This window comes from Pseudomonas sp. IT-P74 (assembly GCF_949768175.1).
In the GTDB taxonomy this organism is placed as follows: domain Bacteria; phylum Pseudomonadota; class Gammaproteobacteria; order Pseudomonadales; family Pseudomonadaceae; genus Aquipseudomonas.
In genome coordinates this window covers 1-16,855 of sequence record NZ_CATKQD010000008.1, presented here as the reverse complement: position 1 = coordinate 16,855, position 16,855 = coordinate 1, and the positions used below count along the sequence as shown (strand labels likewise).

Sequence of the window (16,855 nt, the reverse complement as noted above, 5' to 3'; positions counted from 1 at the left end):
TTAGTGCCCGCTACGCATCATCTCCTTCGGCACATATTTGCCGATTTCGAACTTGCCGATCGCCGCACGGTGCACTTCGTCCGGGCCGTCGGCCAGGCGCAGGGTGCGCTGCATCGCGTACATGTAGGCCAGCGGGAAATCGTTGGAAACCCCTGCCCCGCCATGGATCTGGATCGCCCGGTCGATCACCCGCAACGCTACGTTTGGCGCCACGACCTTGATCTGCGCGATCTCGCTTTTCGCCACTTTGTTGCCGACGGTGTCCATCATGTACGCCGCTTTCAACGTCAGCAGGCGTGCCATGTCGATCTCCATCCGCGAGTCGGCGATCTTGTCGATATTGCCGCCCAGGCGTGCCAGCGGCTTGCCGAACGCCGTGCGGCTCACCGAGCGTTTGCACATCAGTTCCAGCGCCCGCTCGGCCATGCCGATCGAACGCATGCAGTGGTGAATCCGGCCAGGGCCAAGGCGACCTTGTGCGATTTCGAAGCCGCGTCCTTCGCCCAGCAGGACGTTTTCGTACGGCACCCGCACGTTTTCAAAGTGCACTTCGGCGTGCCCATGTGGTGCATCGTCGTAACCGAACACTGGCAGTGGACGCACAATCTTCACGCCAGGCGCATCCACCGGCACCAGAATCATCGAGTGCTGGGCGTGACGTGGCGCATCCGGATTGCTCAGGCCCATGAAGATCAGGATTTTGCAGCGCGGGTCGCACGCACCCGACGTCCACCACTTCTTGCCGTTGATCACCCACTCGTCGCCATCGCGCACGGCACGGGCGGCCATGTTGGTGGCGTCGGAGGACGCGACGTCCGGTTCGGTCATGGCGAATGCCGAGCGGATCTCGCCGCGCAGCAGGGGTTCGAGCCAGCGTTGTTTCTGCTCTTCGTTGGCATAGCGCACCAGCACTTCCATGTTGCCGGTGTCCGGTGCCGAGCAGTTGAATGGCTCTGGCCCCAGCAGCGAGCGACCCATGATTTCCGCCAATGGCGCGTATTCGAGATTGGTCAGCCCGGCACCCAGTTCGGACTCAGGCAGAAACAAATTCCACAGGCCCTCGGCCTTGGCCTTGAGTTTGAGTTCTTCCATGATCGCGGTCGGCTGCCAGCGATCGCCCTCGGCGACCTGGCGCTCGAACACGGCTTCGGCGGGATAGACGTAGGTGTCCATGAACGCTGTTACACGCTCACGCAGTTCCTGAACCTTGGGCGAATAAGCGAAATCCATGAGCGAGATACCTTCTTGGGGGAGGTTGTTTAGGTCATGCAATCGATGCTAGAACAGCGCTGATAATTTACCTAGCCTATTCTCGGCGTGTATAAACATTCATCACCGATATATGATCGACTGATCGTCACGGTCAGCCCGCCCACACAATAAGAGAGCCGCGTAATGAATCTGAGCAAGGTCGATCTCAACCTTTTCATCGTCTTCGACGCGATCTACACCGAAGCCAACCTGACCCGTGCCGGGCAGATTGTGGGCATTACCCAGCCAGCGGTGTCGAACGCTCTGGCCCGGTTGCGCGAGACCTTCAACGACCCGTTGTTCGTACGCACCGCCCAAGGCATGGTGCCCACGCCCATGGCGCAGAACATCATCGGCCCGGTGCGCAACGCGCTCTCGCTGCTGCGCGTGTCGGTGCAGGAAAGCCGCATTTTCAACCCGCAGCAAGCGGTCAAGACCTATCGCATCAGCATGACCGACCTCACCGAAGCGGTGATCCTGCCGCCATTGTTCCAGCGCCTGCGCCGCCTGGCGCCGGCGGTGATCATCGAAAGCTTCCTGTCCAAACGCCGGGAAACCACCAAAGAGCTGGCAGCCGGTCGCCTCGATTTCGCGGTGGATGCGCCACTCAACACCGACCCGCAGGTGCGTCACGTCAAGTTGATGGAGGACCGCTACGTGTGCGCCATGCGCAAGGGGCATCCGCTGGCGGGCAAGGATAAACTCAGCCTGGATGATTATCTGGGCCTGACCCACATCCATATTTCCAGCCGACGCAGCGGCCTCGGCTATGTCGACCTGGCGCTGGGCAAGATGGGCATCCAGCGCAAGATCGCCCTGCGCTCCCAGCATTACCTGATGGCCTCACAGGTGATGCAGCAGACCGACATGGTCATGACCGTGCCGGAACGTTTTGCCCGTCGTAACGATCTGCAAGCCTTTAATCTGCCGGTCAACGATGTGCCGCCGGTGGAAACCCACCTTTACTGGCACGAAAGCACCGACCAGGACCCGGCGAACCGCTGGATGCGCGAGCAGATGATCGAGTTGTGCCAGCAGGTGACGGCGCAGGAGAAAAAGCTCGAGAAGGTGTAGGGCTTGATACCGAAGCGCCCCCATCGCGAGCAAGCTCGCTCCCACAGGGATTATTTGTTGTACTCAGATGTTGAGTTCAATGAAGAACCACTGTGGGAGCGAGCCTGCTCGCGATGAGGCCCGCAAGAACACTGAAATCTCACACCCCTTGACGTAAACGTCAACCTGCCATTAGCTTAGCGCCATGACCTATTGCGAGCGCGCCCATGAGCAGCCAGACCTACAGCATTTCCGACCTCGCCCGCGAGCTCGACATCACCACCCGCGCCATTCGCTTTTATGAAGAGCAAGGCTTGCTCAGCCCCGAGCGCCGTGGCCAGGAACGCATTTACTCGCCCCGCGACAAGGTCAGCCTGAAGCTGATCCTGCGGGGCAAGCGCATCGGTTTCTCCCTGGCGGAATGCCGCGAGCTGATCGAACTCTACGACCCGTCCAGCGGTAACACCAAGCAACTGCACAGCATGCTGGCGAAAATCAGCGAGCGCCGGGAGCAGCTTGAACAGCAAATGCTGGACATCGAACAGATGAAACTGGAACTCGATACCGCCGAAGAGCGCTGCGTGCAGGCGCTGGAGCAGACGCTCAAAAGCCAGGAAGCCATCCAATAAAACCCGCCCCCTTGTAGGAGCGAGCCTGCTCGCGATGGTCGTTAACGATTACGCGTGTCTGCTGGATAAACGCGGTGCCTGGGAGTCCATCGCGAGCAGGCTCGCTCCTACAGGATTCTTCGAACAATTCACACAGGTCGAATCCCATGTCCCTCCCAACCCACGTACGCCTGGTCGAAGTCGGCCCACGCGACGGCCTGCAAAACGAAGCCCAACCCATCAGTGTTACCGACAAAGTACAACTGGTCGATGCACTGACCGCCGCCGGGCTTGGCTATATAGAAGTCGGCAGTTTCGTTTCGCCCAAGTGGGTGCCGCAGATGGCCGGCTCCGCCGAGGTCTTCGCGCAGATCCAGCGCAAACCCGGTGTGGTCTACGGCGCGCTCGCCCCCAACCTGCGCGGTTTCGAAGATGCCCTCGCCGCCGGGGTAAAGGAAGTGGCCGTGTTCGCCGCGGCGTCCGAGGCGTTTTCCCGGCGCAACATCAATTGCTCGATCAGCGAAAGCCTGGAGCGTTTCGGGCCGCTCATGGAGGCCGCCAGACAACATGGGGTGACCGTGCGCGGGTATGTGTCCTGTGTGCTGGGCTGTCCCTATGAAGGTAACGTCGCCCCGGAGCAGGTCGCCGTGGTCGCCCGCGAGCTGTATGCCATGGGCTGCTATGAGGTCTCGCTGGGGGACACCATCGGCACCGGCACCGCTGGCGCAACCCGCAGGATGTTTGAAGTGGTATCGAAGGATGTGCCCCGGGAGAAACTCGCAGGTCACTTCCACGACACCTACGGCCAGGCTGTGGCAAACATCTACGCCAGCCTGCTGGAAGGCATTTCGGTGTTCGACAGTTCCATCGCAGGCCTGGGCGGCTGCCCCTACGCCAAGGGCGCCAGCGGTAACGTCGCCACCGAAGATGTGGTTTACCTGCTCAACGGCCTGGGCATCGACACCGGAATCGACCTCGACGCCTTGATGCTCGCTGGCCAGCAGATCTGCACAGTATTGGGTCGCCCTACCGGCTCCCGCGTGGCCAAGGCCCGCAGCGCACAGTGAGTGCGCTGAGTGTGTCAGGGTGTTACCGCTGTTTCTGAAACGTGGGCAGAAGCGAGTAACACGGAAACAAAATGTAGGGTTTTGCCTGAGACGAAAAACCCTACAAGTTTTCAAACCATTGATTTTAAAGGCTTTTAAAAAGTTGGCACGCCTCCTGCTATATCTATCGCATAACAAGAATAAAAAAATTGCGGCAAACCTAATAAAAACAAGACGTAACGACTCTGACATAACAAAAACAACACGGCAGAGACGCAGCTAACAGATTTTTTTGGAGAAGATGTGCTTTTCAGGGTGCTTTTCGGAGTTACCCGCAACCGGGCAGAGAATAATAAAACTACCTTCAGGTAGCTCCCGAACTGGTTGGATCGCTCAGCGAGAAAGTAGATCAGCGCTCAAAAAAATACGTTTGCTCTTGATCCCGAATGGGGATCGCCAAAAACAGCGGTAAAGGGCAACGGTTGCCAAAAACAACAACAGACCGACCCTCAATAATAAAAAAAGAGCACGCGCAACGAAATTAAAGGGGAGCTTCGGCTCCCCTTTGTGCTGTCTGGCATTTATATTTCTCACCACCGCCCACTGTGGGAGCGAGCCTGCTCGCGATAGCGGTGGGTCAGTCGACATCCTTGCTGGATGTTCAATCGCCATCGCGAGCAGGCTCGCTCCTACAGGGGAATGAGTCAGGCCTTGTTGATGCGCAACTCCTCGATACTGATCTCGCGCATCCTGAATTTCTGGATCTTGCCGGTCACCGTCATTGGAAACTCCTCGACGAACTTGAAGTAACGCGGCGTCTTGAAGTGCGCGATGCGCTCCTTGCACCAGGTTTGCAACTCTTGCTCGGTGGCACTGTGACCGGGGTGGAACTTGATCCAGGCGACGATCTCTTCGCCGTAGCGCGAGCAGGGAATCCCGATCACCTGCACGTCCGCCACAGCCGGGTGAGTGAAGAAAAACTCCTCCAGCTCCCGTGGGTAGATGTTCTCACCGCCACGGATGATCATGTCCTTGTTGCGCCCGGCAATGCGCACGTAACCCTCGTCATTCATGCTCGCCAGGTCACCGGTGTGCATCCACCCGGCCTGGTCGATGGCGTCTGCCGTGCCTTCCGGGTTGTTCCAGTAACCGAGCATCACGCTGTAACCACGGGTGCACAGCTCGCCGATGGTGCCGCGCGGTACCAGGTTGCCCGCCTCGTCGATGATCTTGCTTTCCAGTTGCGGCTGGGTGCGGCCGACGGTGGTCACGCGCAGTTCCAGGTTGTCTGAAGGACCGGTCTGCAACGACACCGGACTGGTTTCGGTCATGCCGTAGGCAATCTGCACTTCACTCATGTGCATTTCGCTGATGACCCGGCGCATCACTTCGATAGGACAGGTTGCGCCCGCCATGATCCCGGTGCGCAGGCTCGACAGGTCGAACCCGGTACGCTGAGGTTGATCAAGCATGGCGATGAACATGGTCGGTACGCCGTACAGCGCGGTGGCCTTTTCTTCGGCCACGGTGCCGAGGGTCAACAATGGATCGAACGCGTCGTTCGGATAAATCATCGTGCTGCCATGGGTGATGCAGCCGAGGTTGCCCATGACCATGCCGAAGCAGTGGTACAACGGCACCGGGATCACCAGACGATCAGTGGCGGTCAGGCCGAGGCTTTCGCCGACCATGTAGCCATTATTGAGAATGTTGTAGTGGCTGAGGGTCGCGCCCTTGGGGAAACCGGTGGTGCCGGAGGTGTACTGGATATTCACCGGCTGATCGAAATGCAGGCTGTCCTGGCGTTCATGCAGTTGCTCGACCGCCACGCTACCCGCCAGATCGGCCAGTTGCGACCATGGCAGGAACCCCGACGGCGGCTGCGAATCCAGGCTGATGACGCCACGCAACTGCGGCAGCCGCTCACTCTGCAACTTGCCGATGGATTGCTCGGCCAGTTCCGGCACCAGGCCTTGCAGCATCGCGTGATAGTCCGAGGACTTGAAGGCTCCGGCACACACCAGCCATTGGCAGCCGGACTGCTTCAATACATATTCGAGTTCGGAACTGCGATAGGCGGGGTTGATGTTGACCAGGATCACGCCGATTTTCGCCGTGGCGATCTGGCTGATGCACCACTGCGCACAGTTGGGCGCCCAGATGCCAAGGCGGTCCCCGGTTTGCAGCCCCAGCGCCAGCAGTGCTCTGGCGTGCAGGTCCGCAGCCTCGGCCAATTGCCGCCAGGTGTAACGCAGCTGCTGATGGCGCACCACCAGCGCCTCCCCGTCCGGGTACTGTGCAACCGTGTTGTCGAACGCCTGGCCAATGGTCATCGCCAGCAAGGCTTTGTCCTGGGAACCACGGGTGTAACTGCGTTGCGGGCTTGCACTGGGTTGATCCATGACGACCCCTATTGTCTTTATTGATGGGCTACCGGCGATCCCCTGTAGGAGTGAGCCTGCTCGCGATGATGGACTTACAGCCGACATTGTCGCCAACTGATACACCGCCATCGCGAGCAGGCTCACTCCTACAGGATTGGTCCGCGTTCTATCTTGAACTGGCTCTACTCTCGCTCAAGTTGACGTTAACGTAAAGGGTGATTGACAGCCATTCGTCACAGGCTTACGTTAACGTAAAGGTGAGAACCCATTGACAGTCTCACCAACCGACAAAAATGCCAAAAGGTGACCCATGAGCTATCCATCCCTGAACTTTGCCCTCGGTGAAACCATCGACATGCTGCGCGATCAGGTTCAGTCCTTCGTCGCCAAGGAGATCGCCCCGCGCGCCGCTCAGATCGACATCGACAACCTGTTCCCCGCCGACCTGTGGCGCAAGTTCGGCGACATGGGCCTGCTGGGCATTACCGTGCCGGAGGAGTACGGCGGTGCCGGCCTGGGTTACCTGGCCCACGTGGTGGCCATGGAAGAAATCAGCCGTGGCTCGGCCTCGGTGGCGCTGTCCTACGGCGCCCACTCCAACCTGTGCGTCAACCAGATCAACCGCAACGGCAACCACGAGCAGAAATCCAAATACCTGCCCAAGCTGATCAGCGGCGAGCACATCGGCGCCCTGGCCATGAGCGAACCGAATGCCGGTTCCGACGTGGTATCGATGAAACTGCGCGCCGACAAACGCGGCGACAAGTACGTGCTCAACGGCAGCAAGACCTGGATCACCAACGGTCCGGATGCCAACACCTACGTGATCTACGCCAAGACCGACCTGGAAAAGGGCCCCCACGGCATCACCGCCTTCATCGTCGAGCGCGACTGGAAAGGCTTCAGCCGCAGCAACAAGTTCGACAAGCTCGGCATGCGCGGTTCGAACACCTGCGAGCTGTTCTTCGATGACGTCGAAGTGCCGGAAGAAAACATCCTCGGTGTGCTCAACGGCGGTGTGAAAGTGCTGATGAGCGGCCTCGACTACGAGCGCGTCGTTCTTTCGGGTGGCCCGACCGGGATCATGCAGGCGTGCATGGACCTGATCGTGCCCTACATCCACGACCGCAAGCAGTTCGGCCAAAGCATCGGCGAATTCCAGCTGATCCAGGGCAAGGTCGCCGACATGTACACCCAACTGAACGCCAGTCGCGCCTACCTGTATGCCGTGGCCCAGGCCTGCGAGCGCGGCGAAACCACACGCAAGGACGCCGCTGGGGTGATCCTCTACAGCGCCGAACGGGCCACGCAAATGGCCCTCGACGCGATCCAGATTCTCGGCGGCAACGGCTACATCAATGAATTCCCCGCCGGCCGTCTGTTGCGTGACGCCAAGCTGTACGAAATCGGCGCGGGTACCAGTGAGATCCGTCGCATGCTGATCGGTCGCGAACTGTTCAACGAAACCCGCTAAACGGAGCTGCACATGGCTACCCTGCATACCCAGCTCAACCCCCGTTCAGCGGAGTTCGCCACTAACAGTGCGGCGATGCTCAAGCAGGTCGACGCGTTGCACACCCTGCTCGCCCAAGTGGCCCAAGGTGGCGGCCCGAAGGCTCAGGAACGTCATACTTCCCGGGGCAAACTGCTGCCTCGCGAGCGCATCAACCGCTTGCTCGATCCGGGCTCGCCGTTTTTGGAAATCAGCCAACTGGCGGCGTACGAGGTGTATGGCGAGGACGTCCCCGCTGCTGGCGTGATTGCCGGGATCGGACGCGTGGAAGGCGTCGAGTGCATGATCGTCGCCAACGACGCCACCGTGAAAGGTGGCTCGTACTACCCGCTGACCGTGAAAAAACACCTGCGCGCCCAGACCATCGCCCAGCAGAATCGCCTGCCGTGCATCTATCTGGTGGATTCGGGCGGTGCCAACCTGCCGCGTCAGGATGAAGTGTTCCCGGATCGCGAGCACTTCGGGCGGATCTTCTTCAACCAGGCCAACATGAGCGCCATGGGCATTCCACAGATTGCCGTGGTGATGGGCTCGTGCACCGCTGGTGGTGCGTATGTGCCCGCGATGGCTGACGAAGCGATCATGGTGCGCCAGCAAGCGACGATTTTCCTCGCCGGCCCGCCGCTGGTGAAAGCCGCGACCGGTGAAGTGGTCAGCGCCGAAGACCTCGGCGGGGCCGATGTGCACTGCAAGATTTCCGGTGTGGCCGACCATTACGCCGAGAGCGATGAACACGCTCTGGCGCTGGCGCGTCGTAGCGTGGCCAACCTCAACTGGCGCAAGCAAGGCGAGGTTCAACAACGCACTCCAATCGCCCCGCTCTACAGCAGCGACGAGTTGTACGGCGTGGTCCCGGCCGACGCCAAGCAACCCTTTGACGTGCGCGAAGTCATTGCGCGGCTGGTGGATGGTTCGGTATTCGACGAGTTCAAGGCGCTGTTCGGGACCACGCTGGTCTGCGGTTTTGCCTACCTGCACGGTTACCCGATCGCGATCCTCGCCAACAACGGCATCCTGTTCGCTGAAGCGGCGCAGAAAGGCGCGCACTTCATCGAACTGGCGTGCCAACGCGGCATCCCACTGCTGTTCCTGCAAAACATCACCGGTTTCATGGTCGGCCAAAAGTACGAAGCCGGCGGCATCGCCAAGCACGGCGCGAAGCTGGTGACGGCAGTGGCCTGCGCCAAGGTGCCGAAGTTCACCGTGATCATCGGCGGCAGCTTCGGTGCCGGTAACTACGGCATGTGCGGTCGGGCCTACGATCCGCGCTTTCTGTGGATGTGGCCGAATGCGCGCATTGGCGTGATGGGCGCCGAACAGGCGGCCGGCGTGTTGGTGCAGGTCAAGCGCGAGCAAGCCGAACGCGGTGGCCATGGTTTCAGCGCCGAGCAGGAAGCCGAGATCAAGCAACCGATCCTCGACCAGTACGAAGAACAGGGTCACCCCTACTATTCCAGCGCGCGCCTGTGGGACGACGGTGTCATCGACCCGGCCCAGACCCGCGACGTACTGGCCCTGGCCTTGTCCGCGTCGTTGAACGCGCCAATCGAACCGAGCCGCTTCGGCGTGTTCCGGATGTGATTTTTTGTAGGAGCGAGCTTGCTCGCGATGGTCGTCAACGATAACGCTGCAAGCCTGACACCCAGCGGCGTCCTCAAGACCATCGCGAGCAAGCTCGCTCCTACAGAATAGAGTTGTGGAGACGGACGAATATGAGCGAATTCAACACCCTCGAACTGCTGAGCGACCCAAGGGGTTTTGCAACCCTGTGGCTCAGCCGTGAAGAAAAGAACAACGCGTTCAACGCCGAAATGATCCGCGAACTGATCCTCGCCCTCGACAAGGTCGCGAGCGATGCCAGCCTGCGGTTTTTGATCGTGCGCGGTCGCGGCAAGCATTTCAGCGCCGGCGCTGACCTGGCCTGGATGCAGCAATCGGCCGAACTCGATTACGCCACCAACCTCGATGATGCCCGGGAACTGGCGGAGTTGATGTACAACCTGGCCAAACTGAAAGTCCCGACCCTGGCAGTGGTGCAAGGCGCAGCCTTTGGTGGCGCGCTGGGCCTGATCAGTTGCTGCGACATGGCCATCGGCGCCGATGACGCGCAGTTCTGCCTGTCGGAAGTGCGCATCGGCCTGGCGCCGGCGGTGATCAGCCCGTTCGTGGTGCAAGCCATCGGCGAGCGCGCGACCCGTCGCTACGCCTTGACCGCTGAACGCTTCGGCGGACAACGGGCTCGGGAAATCGGTTTGTTGTCGGAGAGCTATGCAAGCGCCGAGCTGGAACAGAAAGTCGAGCAGTGGATCGACAATCTGCTGCTCAACAGTCCGGCCGCGATGCGCGCCAGCAAGGACCTGTTGCGTGAAGTCGGCGACGGCTCACTGACCCCGGCATTGCGCCGCTACACCGAAAACGCCATCGCCCGCATCCGCGTCAGCCCCGAAGGCCAGGAAGGCCTGCGCGCCTTCCTGCAAAAACGTCCGCCGAGCTGGCAAGCACAAACCACCAAGGAGCCCCGTTGATGAGCGCACCTGTCCTCACCACCCTGCTGGTGGCCAACCGTGGCGAAATCGCTTGCCGGGTGATGCGTACCGCCAAGGCCCTGGGCCTGACTACCGTGGCCGTACACAGCGCCACCGACCGTGACGCCCGGCACAGCCGCGAAGCCGACATTCGGGTTGACCTCGGTGGCAGTAAAGCCGCCGACAGCTATCTGCAGATCGACAAACTGATCGCCGCCGCCAAGGCCAGCGGCGCCCAGGCGATTCACCCCGGCTATGGCTTTTTGTCGGAGAACGCCGGGTTCGCTCGCGCCATCGAAAACGCCGGTTTGATCTTCCTCGGCCCACCCGCGTCGGCCATCGACGCCATGGGCAGCAAGTCCGCCGCCAAAGCCTTGATGGAAACCGCCGGCGTACCGCTGGTGCCCGGTTATCACGGTGAAGCCCAGGACCTGGAAACCTTCCGCGACGCCTGCGAGCGCATCGGCTACCCGGTGCTGCTCAAGGCCACGGCCGGGGGCGGCGGCAAAGGCATGAAAGTGGTCGAGGACGTCAGCCAACTGGCCGAAGCCCTGGCCTCGGCCCAGCGTGAAGCGCAATCGTCGTTCGGCGACTCGCGGATGCTGGTGGAGAAATATCTGCTCAAGCCACGTCACGTGGAAATCCAGGTGTTCGCCGACCAGCACGGCAACTGCCTGTACCTCAACGAACGCGACTGCTCGATTCAGCGCCGTCACCAGAAAGTCGTCGAAGAAGCCCCTGCTCCGGGTCTGAGCCCGGAGTTGCGTCAGGCCATGGGTGAAGCCGCCGTGCGTTCGGCACAGGCCATCGGTTATGTCGGTGCCGGCACCGTGGAGTTTTTGCTGGATGCGCGCGGCGAGTTCTTCTTCATGGAGATGAACACCCGTCTGCAAGTGGAACACCCGGTCACCGAAGCCATCACCGGCCTCGATCTGGTGGCCTGGCAGATTCGTGTGGCTCGTGGCGAAGCTTTGCCGATGACTCAGGACCAGGTGCCACTGGTGGGTCATGCGATCGAAGTGCGGCTGTATGCCGAAGACCCGGGCAACGATTTCCTGCCGGCGACCGGTCGCCTGGAACTGTATCGCGAATCCGCCCAAGGGCCGGGGCGTCGAGTGGACAGCGGCGTTGAAGAAGGCGACGAGATCTCGCCGTTCTACGACCCGATGCTCGGCAAGTTGATTGCCTGGGGCGAAGACCGTGAACAGGCGCGCTTGCGCCTGCTGAGCATGCTCGACGAATTCGCCATCGGCGGGTTGAAGACCAACATCAACTTCCTGCGGCGCATCATCGGCCACCCGGCGTTTGCCGATGCCGAACTGGATACCGGCTTCATTCCGCGCTATCAGGAGCAATTGCTGCCGGCCCCGGCGGAACTCAGCGATGATTTCTGGCAAGCCGCCGCCCAAGCGTTTGCCCAGAGTCAGCCGCCAGCCACCCGCGCCGATGACCCGAGTTCGCCGTGGGCGGCGGGTAATGGCCTGCGTGCGGGTTTGCCGAGAGAAATCACCCTGCACTTGAGCTGTGAAGGCCAGGACCGGGCGCTGACCCTGGGCGACATCGATGCCCACAGCGCTCGGCTCAAGGGCGAGCAGCTGCTGACCGAGCAGGCTGGCGTACGCCGTCAGCACCGCGCAATACGCCGTGGCGATTACGTGTATTTGCAGTGGGATGGCGAGTTGCACCGCATCGAGACCTACGACCCGATCAGCGCCGTCGAGGCCAGCCACAGCCATCAGGGCGGGCTCACCGCCCCCATGAACGGCAGCATCGTCCGGGTGCTGGTGGAAGCCGGGCAATCGGTCGAAGCCGGGGCGCAATTGGTGGTACTGGAAGCGATGAAGATGGAGCACAGCATCCGCGCGCCCCATGCCGGGGTGATCAAGGCGCTGTATTGCCAGGAAGGTGAAATGGTCAGCGAAGGCAGTGCACTGGTCGAACTGGAAGAAGCGTGAAATGAAGATCGGTCCTACGCACCGCGAGGACCGATCTGATCAGAACCTGGCTGTTGCCTGAACCACTACGCCGATGATTCGACACTCTTCGGTGTACAAGGCTTTCGGATACGTCGGATTGAGCGGGACCAGATAACGCTGCCCGCCCTCTTCGATGAGCTTGCGGAACGTCGCTTCGGCGCTGCCCGGCCACTGGGCAATGACCAGTTTGCCAGGCTCGGCGTCCACCGCAGGGTCCACCAGGATCAGCATGCCTTCCGGAATGCTCATGCCATTGGGTGCGGTCATCGCATCGCCTGCCACCCTCAACCAGAATGCCGGCCCCCGGGCGTGGTAATCGGACAGTTCAAAGTGCCCTTTTCCGTACGCCGGGACCTCGCCGTCGCGCACTTCGACAGGTTCGCGCCAGTCACTGACCGGGTAGCGAAAGTACGGGTTGTACTTCTGTGTCAGGGGAACTTCGTCGTCCGTTGACGCCAGCGGTTCCCGGATCACCAGCGCCACTTCGAGAAACTCAAGGCCCAGCGCCCCCAGCACACGGTTCATGTCTTCGATGCCGGGTTCACGACGTTTGTTGAGCCAGTGGCCAATGCCGCCCTGGGACATCCCGAGGCGCTCGGCGAGTATCTCTTGAGTGATTTTGAGTTCACTCATCTTGGCCTTGACCAATTCAATCCATTTATCCATGTGCGGCACGATACGTGGGCGACTCCAGCCATCAAAACACAAAATGTAGTATTTAAATTGTCGTCACAAATACAGTTCGTATTAGGATCAATCCACGGATCTGAATCTAACACGGAGCTTGCCATCGCCATGAACCCACCCACCAACGACCGCCTGGACCTGCAAATCGACAACACCTTTACCTCGCCCCTGGACTCTGCGGCGGCACAACGCGCGCTGGACTATTACTTGAAACCAGCTATTTCGGAGGAAGTGGCCGAGCCGCGTTTTTTTGATGTGAACCGCAATATCAGCGGCGAAGAGGCGCTGGTCCATGCCCTGGACCTGTTGCGCTGTGCTGCCGCCACCGCGCACGAGTCAGCCAGTCACCTGCAAGGCGCAAGCCGCGACCTGGCGTTTTCGACGGTGCACATGATCGACATGGCCAAGGCGATGGTCGATCGATCGCTGGAGAAGTATGAAAACGGTTGAAGTGAGAAGGCAAATCGAGAGGACTGGAAAGAATTTTCCTGTCGAGCAGGCAAAAACGCTTGACCCTCAAACGAGAATGATTATTATTACATCAACTGATCGCGAGATCAGCCGATGGACCAGGTCGCCTTAGGTCGGTCTCCTGGACTATCTCCTCATCAGGCTAATCACGGTTTTTGACCCGGCTTTTTGCCGGGTCTTTTTTTGTCCGCCGCATTTCGTATTTTTCCGTAAGGAATAAATTGTACGGCGCTTTCCACTTAGTCTCTTTGCGCTGCGTTCACCCTGGTGATGACCATTGAGCCACTCAATGATTCCGCTGGGAAATACAGTGGTGGAACAAACCATCCCGACGCGTCCGGACCCGCAAAATCTGCCTGGGCGAAGTCGGGCCCTGCATGCCGGGCCCGCGGTTCAGCATGGCTCAGGCAGGGAAATGCTGGTTGGCGATCGCCACCACTTCCTGCTCGGAGATCGGCGCAAGAGCCGCCACCGCCCACAGGTCATAGGCCGGATGGGCACGCTGGATCGGTAGCACCATGTCGAAGCCGGCCGCTTGCAGGGAGCCGGTCAGAACCTTCTTGGTGAAACCGCAACGGTGCGCCATGAACACGTTGCCGTTGGCCATGGCCGGGCGATGGCCGTAGAGGATGTCGATGGGCGCGATCGGGCCGGCCGGTGAAAGGTAGGCCTCGTCGGTCAACTTGTCTTCGGCCACCAGGGCACACACCGATTGCAGGTCCGGGCAAGTGATGATCACGAAGCCGCCAGGCTTGAGGACGCGCTTGAACTCCGCCAGGGCGACCGGCACTTCATGGGGATAGAGATGCTCGATGTTGTGGCTGGAGAACAGCGCATCCACCGAAGCGTCCTTGACCTGGGACATGTCGGTCATGGTGCCGACGATATCCGGGTTGACACTCTCATCAATATCGAAGCGCAGTTCCTGCCACTGCTCCGAGGCGAAGCCCTTGGTCGTGCTGTTCTTGCTCTTTGGACCGCAACCTACATGGAGGAAGGTTTTCACAATCAGTTACTCGATCAAGGCCCTTGCCGGATGGCAAAAGGGGAAATGGGGGCATGTTCCGCTGGCCAATGCCTCCAACGGACGCCCGCGCACACTAGGGGAAGTGCTGGGTGAGGGTCAAGGTCATGGCAGCACAACGGCGTACCGACTGGTCAGCTCGCAAAGAATGGCGGAAACCCAAGATAGTGGCTATATGATATCTACCCATTACTATACGAGCCTATAAAACAATACCTTTTTATAACTAAAAGTTTAAAAAAGGCAAAAAGCCATCAAAAAGATTCTTAATGTTTTCAGCGACCGTGTCGCTAATGACACGAGGGCTACCAAATTTTCGCCCAAGGCTACGGCGACAACGCTGGCAGCGCCGTAAATGACCCCTATACAGGATGCGTCCATGAGCTTTATTTCTTCGTTGACCCCAGCGCAAGTCGCTGCCCTGAGTACAACCACCATTGCCGGGCTTGCGACCCAGGATATTGCCGCCTTGAGCACCGCTCAGATCGCCGTGATGACCACTGCGCAGATCGCGGTCATCACCACGCCGAACATTGCCGTGCTTTCGACCGCGCAGGTACCGGCACTGACGACTGCGCAGGTCGTAGCCCTGACCACCGCTCAGGTCACCGCACTGAAAACCACACAGATCGCCGCGCTGACGACTACGCAAGTCGCTGCCTTCGAAACGACGGATATCGCTGCGCTGCCCGTTGCCTCGCTCGCCAGCCTGACCACCGCCCAGACCGCCGCACTGACCACCGCCCAGGTGGTTGCCCTGACCACTGCCCAGGTGGCGGCCCTGAAAACCACGCAAGTCGCAGCGCTGACCACCACGCAAGTGGCGGCCCTGCAGACCGTCGATGTCGCCGCGCTGACCACCGCCAGCGTCGTGGCCCTGACCACCGCTCAGGTGGCGGCACTGACCACTGCCCAGGTCGCAGCGCTGACCCCGGCCCAGGTCGGTGCACTGGAAACCGCCGACGTGGCCGCCTTGACCACGGCTCAGGTGGTGGCCCTGACCACCGCCCAGGTCGCGGCGCTGAAAACCACCCAACTCGCTGCCTTGACCACCACCCAGGTGGCGGCCATCGAAACCGCTGACATCGCTGCCTTGCCAGTGGCCAGCGTCGCGGCGCTGACCACCGCGCAGACCGCAGCCCTGACCACCGCCCAAGTCGTGGCCCTCACCACCGCCCAGGTGGCCGCGCTGAAACCGGCCCAAGTGGCTGCACTGACCACCACGCAAGTGGCGGCCATGCAGGCCGCCGATGTCGCCGCACTGACCACCGCTGGCGTCGTCGCCCTGACCACCGCCCAGGTCGCGGCACTGACCACGGCACAAGTGGCGGCACTGAAACCGACCCAGATCAGTGCCATGGAAACCGCCGACGTGGCCGCCTTGACCACCGCTCAGGTGGTGGCCCTGACCACCGCCCAGGTGGCGGCACTGACCACCGCGCAAGTGGCTGCTTTGACCACCACACAAGTGGCGGCCATCGAAACCGCTGACATCGCCGCCTTGCCAGCGACCAGCGTTGCGGCCCTGACCACCGCCCAGGCCGCTGCCCTGACCACCGCCCAGGTCGTGGCTCTCACCACTGCCCAGGTCGCCGCGCTGAAACCGGCCCAAGTGGCTGCACTGACCACCACGCAAGTGGCGGCCATGCAGGCCGCCGATGTCGCCGCGCTGACCACCGCCAGCGTCGTGGCTCTGACCACCGCTCAGGTGGCAGCACTGACCACCGCCCAGGTTGCGGCACTGACCCCGGTTCAGATCGCGGCTATGGAAACCGCTGACGTGGCGGCACTGACTACCGCTCAGGTGGTGGCGTTGACCACCGCTCAGGTGGCAGCCCTGACCACCGCCCAAGTGGCTGCTTTGACCACCACACAAGTGGCGGCCATGGAAACTGCCGATATCGGTGCATTGACCACCGCAGGTGTCGTCGCCTTGACCACTGCCCAAGTGGCGGCACTGACCACCGCCCAGGTGGCGGCTCTGAAACTGACCCAGATCAGCGCCCTGCAGACTGTAGATGTCGCGGCGCTGACCACCGCCCAGGTCGTGGCCCTGACCACCGCCCAAGTGGCTGCACTGACCACCGCTCAAGTGGCCGCGCTGACCACCACGCAGGTGGCAGCAATGGAAACTGCCGATGTCGGCGCCCTGACTGCCGCTCAACTGGCAGCCTTGACCACCGCCCAGGTCGCGGCATTGACCACGACGCAGATCGCGGCCCTGAAGTCGACACAGATCAGCGCCCTGCAGACTGTCGATGTCGCGGCGCTGACCACGGCTCAGGTGGTGGCCTTGACCACCGCCCAAGTGGCGGCA

The 16,855-nt window shown here is 61.0% G+C and carries 13 protein-coding genes; 9 read left to right on the top strand and 4 right to left on the bottom strand.

The window, feature by feature from the left end; translation table 11 throughout:
* Entirely contained in the window at positions 1-1,230 is a 1,230-nt protein-coding gene (locus tag ACM6J5_RS07160; protein ID WP_008053616.1) for an acyl-CoA dehydrogenase, read from the bottom strand.
* Between the two features lie 165 nt (positions 1,231-1,395).
* On the opposite strand from ACM6J5_RS07160, the gene ACM6J5_RS07155 reads away from it, so the two are divergent.
* The 3 genes from ACM6J5_RS07155 (at position 1,396) to ACM6J5_RS07145 (ending at position 3,979) form a co-directional block, all read left to right on the top strand.
* Positions 1,396-2,325 carry a LysR family transcriptional regulator gene (locus ACM6J5_RS07155; RefSeq protein ID WP_095945977.1) on the top strand — a complete coding sequence of 310 codons (930 nt, stop codon included), beginning with the start codon at positions 1,396-1,398 and terminating at the stop codon, positions 2,323-2,325.
* 206 nt (positions 2,326-2,531) lie between these two features.
* Positions 2,532-2,933, top strand: coding sequence for a MerR family transcriptional regulator (locus ACM6J5_RS07150; RefSeq protein WP_095945976.1), 402 nt, complete (start codon positions 2,532-2,534; stop codon positions 2,931-2,933).
* 146 nt (positions 2,934-3,079) lie between these two features.
* The gene (locus tag ACM6J5_RS07145; RefSeq protein ID WP_095945975.1) at positions 3,080-3,979 is read left to right on the top strand and encodes a hydroxymethylglutaryl-CoA lyase; all 900 of its coding nucleotides are present in this window, start codon (positions 3,080-3,082) and stop codon (positions 3,977-3,979) included.
* A gap of 683 nt (positions 3,980-4,662) precedes the next feature.
* Here ACM6J5_RS07145 and ACM6J5_RS07140 read toward each other — a convergent pair.
* On the bottom strand, positions 4,663-6,360 hold the full coding sequence (locus tag ACM6J5_RS07140; protein WP_095945974.1) for an AMP-binding protein: 1,698 nt from the start codon (positions 6,358-6,360) through the stop codon (positions 4,663-4,665).
* 292 nt (positions 6,361-6,652) lie between these two features.
* Between ACM6J5_RS07140 and ACM6J5_RS07135 the strand changes: the two genes are divergently transcribed.
* The 4 genes from ACM6J5_RS07135 (at position 6,653) to ACM6J5_RS07120 (ending at position 12,335) form a co-directional block, all read left to right on the top strand.
* On the top strand, positions 6,653-7,816 hold the full coding sequence (locus ACM6J5_RS07135) for an isovaleryl-CoA dehydrogenase (protein ID WP_007946948.1): 1,164 nt from the start codon (positions 6,653-6,655) through the stop codon (positions 7,814-7,816).
* Between the two features lie 12 nt (positions 7,817-7,828).
* Complete coding sequence (locus ACM6J5_RS07130; RefSeq protein WP_414928082.1) at positions 7,829-9,436, top strand: carboxyl transferase domain-containing protein; 1,608 nt, start codon at positions 7,829-7,831, stop codon at positions 9,434-9,436.
* A 131-nt stretch (positions 9,437-9,567) separates the two neighbouring features.
* Positions 9,568-10,380, top strand: coding sequence for a gamma-carboxygeranoyl-CoA hydratase (locus ACM6J5_RS07125; protein ID WP_095943352.1), 813 nt, complete (start codon positions 9,568-9,570; stop codon positions 10,378-10,380).
* Complete coding sequence (locus tag ACM6J5_RS07120; RefSeq protein WP_414928081.1) at positions 10,380-12,335, top strand: acetyl/propionyl/methylcrotonyl-CoA carboxylase subunit alpha; 1,956 nt, start codon at positions 10,380-10,382, stop codon at positions 12,333-12,335. Before ACM6J5_RS07125 ends, ACM6J5_RS07120 begins: the two co-directional genes overlap by 1 nt.
* Before the next feature lie 39 nt (positions 12,336-12,374).
* Here the strand turns inward: ACM6J5_RS07120 and ACM6J5_RS07115 are convergent, their stop codons facing one another.
* Positions 12,375-13,022: a LexA family protein gene (locus ACM6J5_RS07115; protein ID WP_095943350.1), complete on the bottom strand. Its 648-nt coding sequence runs from the start codon at positions 13,020-13,022 to the stop codon at positions 12,375-12,377.
* Between the two features lie 129 nt (positions 13,023-13,151).
* Between ACM6J5_RS07115 and ACM6J5_RS07110 the strand changes: the two genes are divergently transcribed.
* Entirely contained in the window at positions 13,152-13,493 is a 342-nt protein-coding gene (locus ACM6J5_RS07110) for a DUF6124 family protein (RefSeq protein ID WP_095943349.1), read from the top strand.
* 424 nt (positions 13,494-13,917) lie between these two features.
* Here ACM6J5_RS07110 and ACM6J5_RS07105 read toward each other — a convergent pair whose 3' ends face one another.
* Positions 13,918-14,520: a class I SAM-dependent methyltransferase gene (locus tag ACM6J5_RS07105; protein WP_007978448.1), complete on the bottom strand. Its 603-nt coding sequence runs from the start codon at positions 14,518-14,520 to the stop codon at positions 13,918-13,920.
* A 397-nt stretch (positions 14,521-14,917) separates the two neighbouring features.
* Between ACM6J5_RS07105 and ACM6J5_RS07100 the strand changes: the two genes are divergently transcribed.
* A partial coding sequence (locus ACM6J5_RS07100; RefSeq protein ID WP_414928080.1) for a hypothetical protein occupies positions 14,918-16,855 on the top strand: 1,938 nt, incomplete at its 3' end.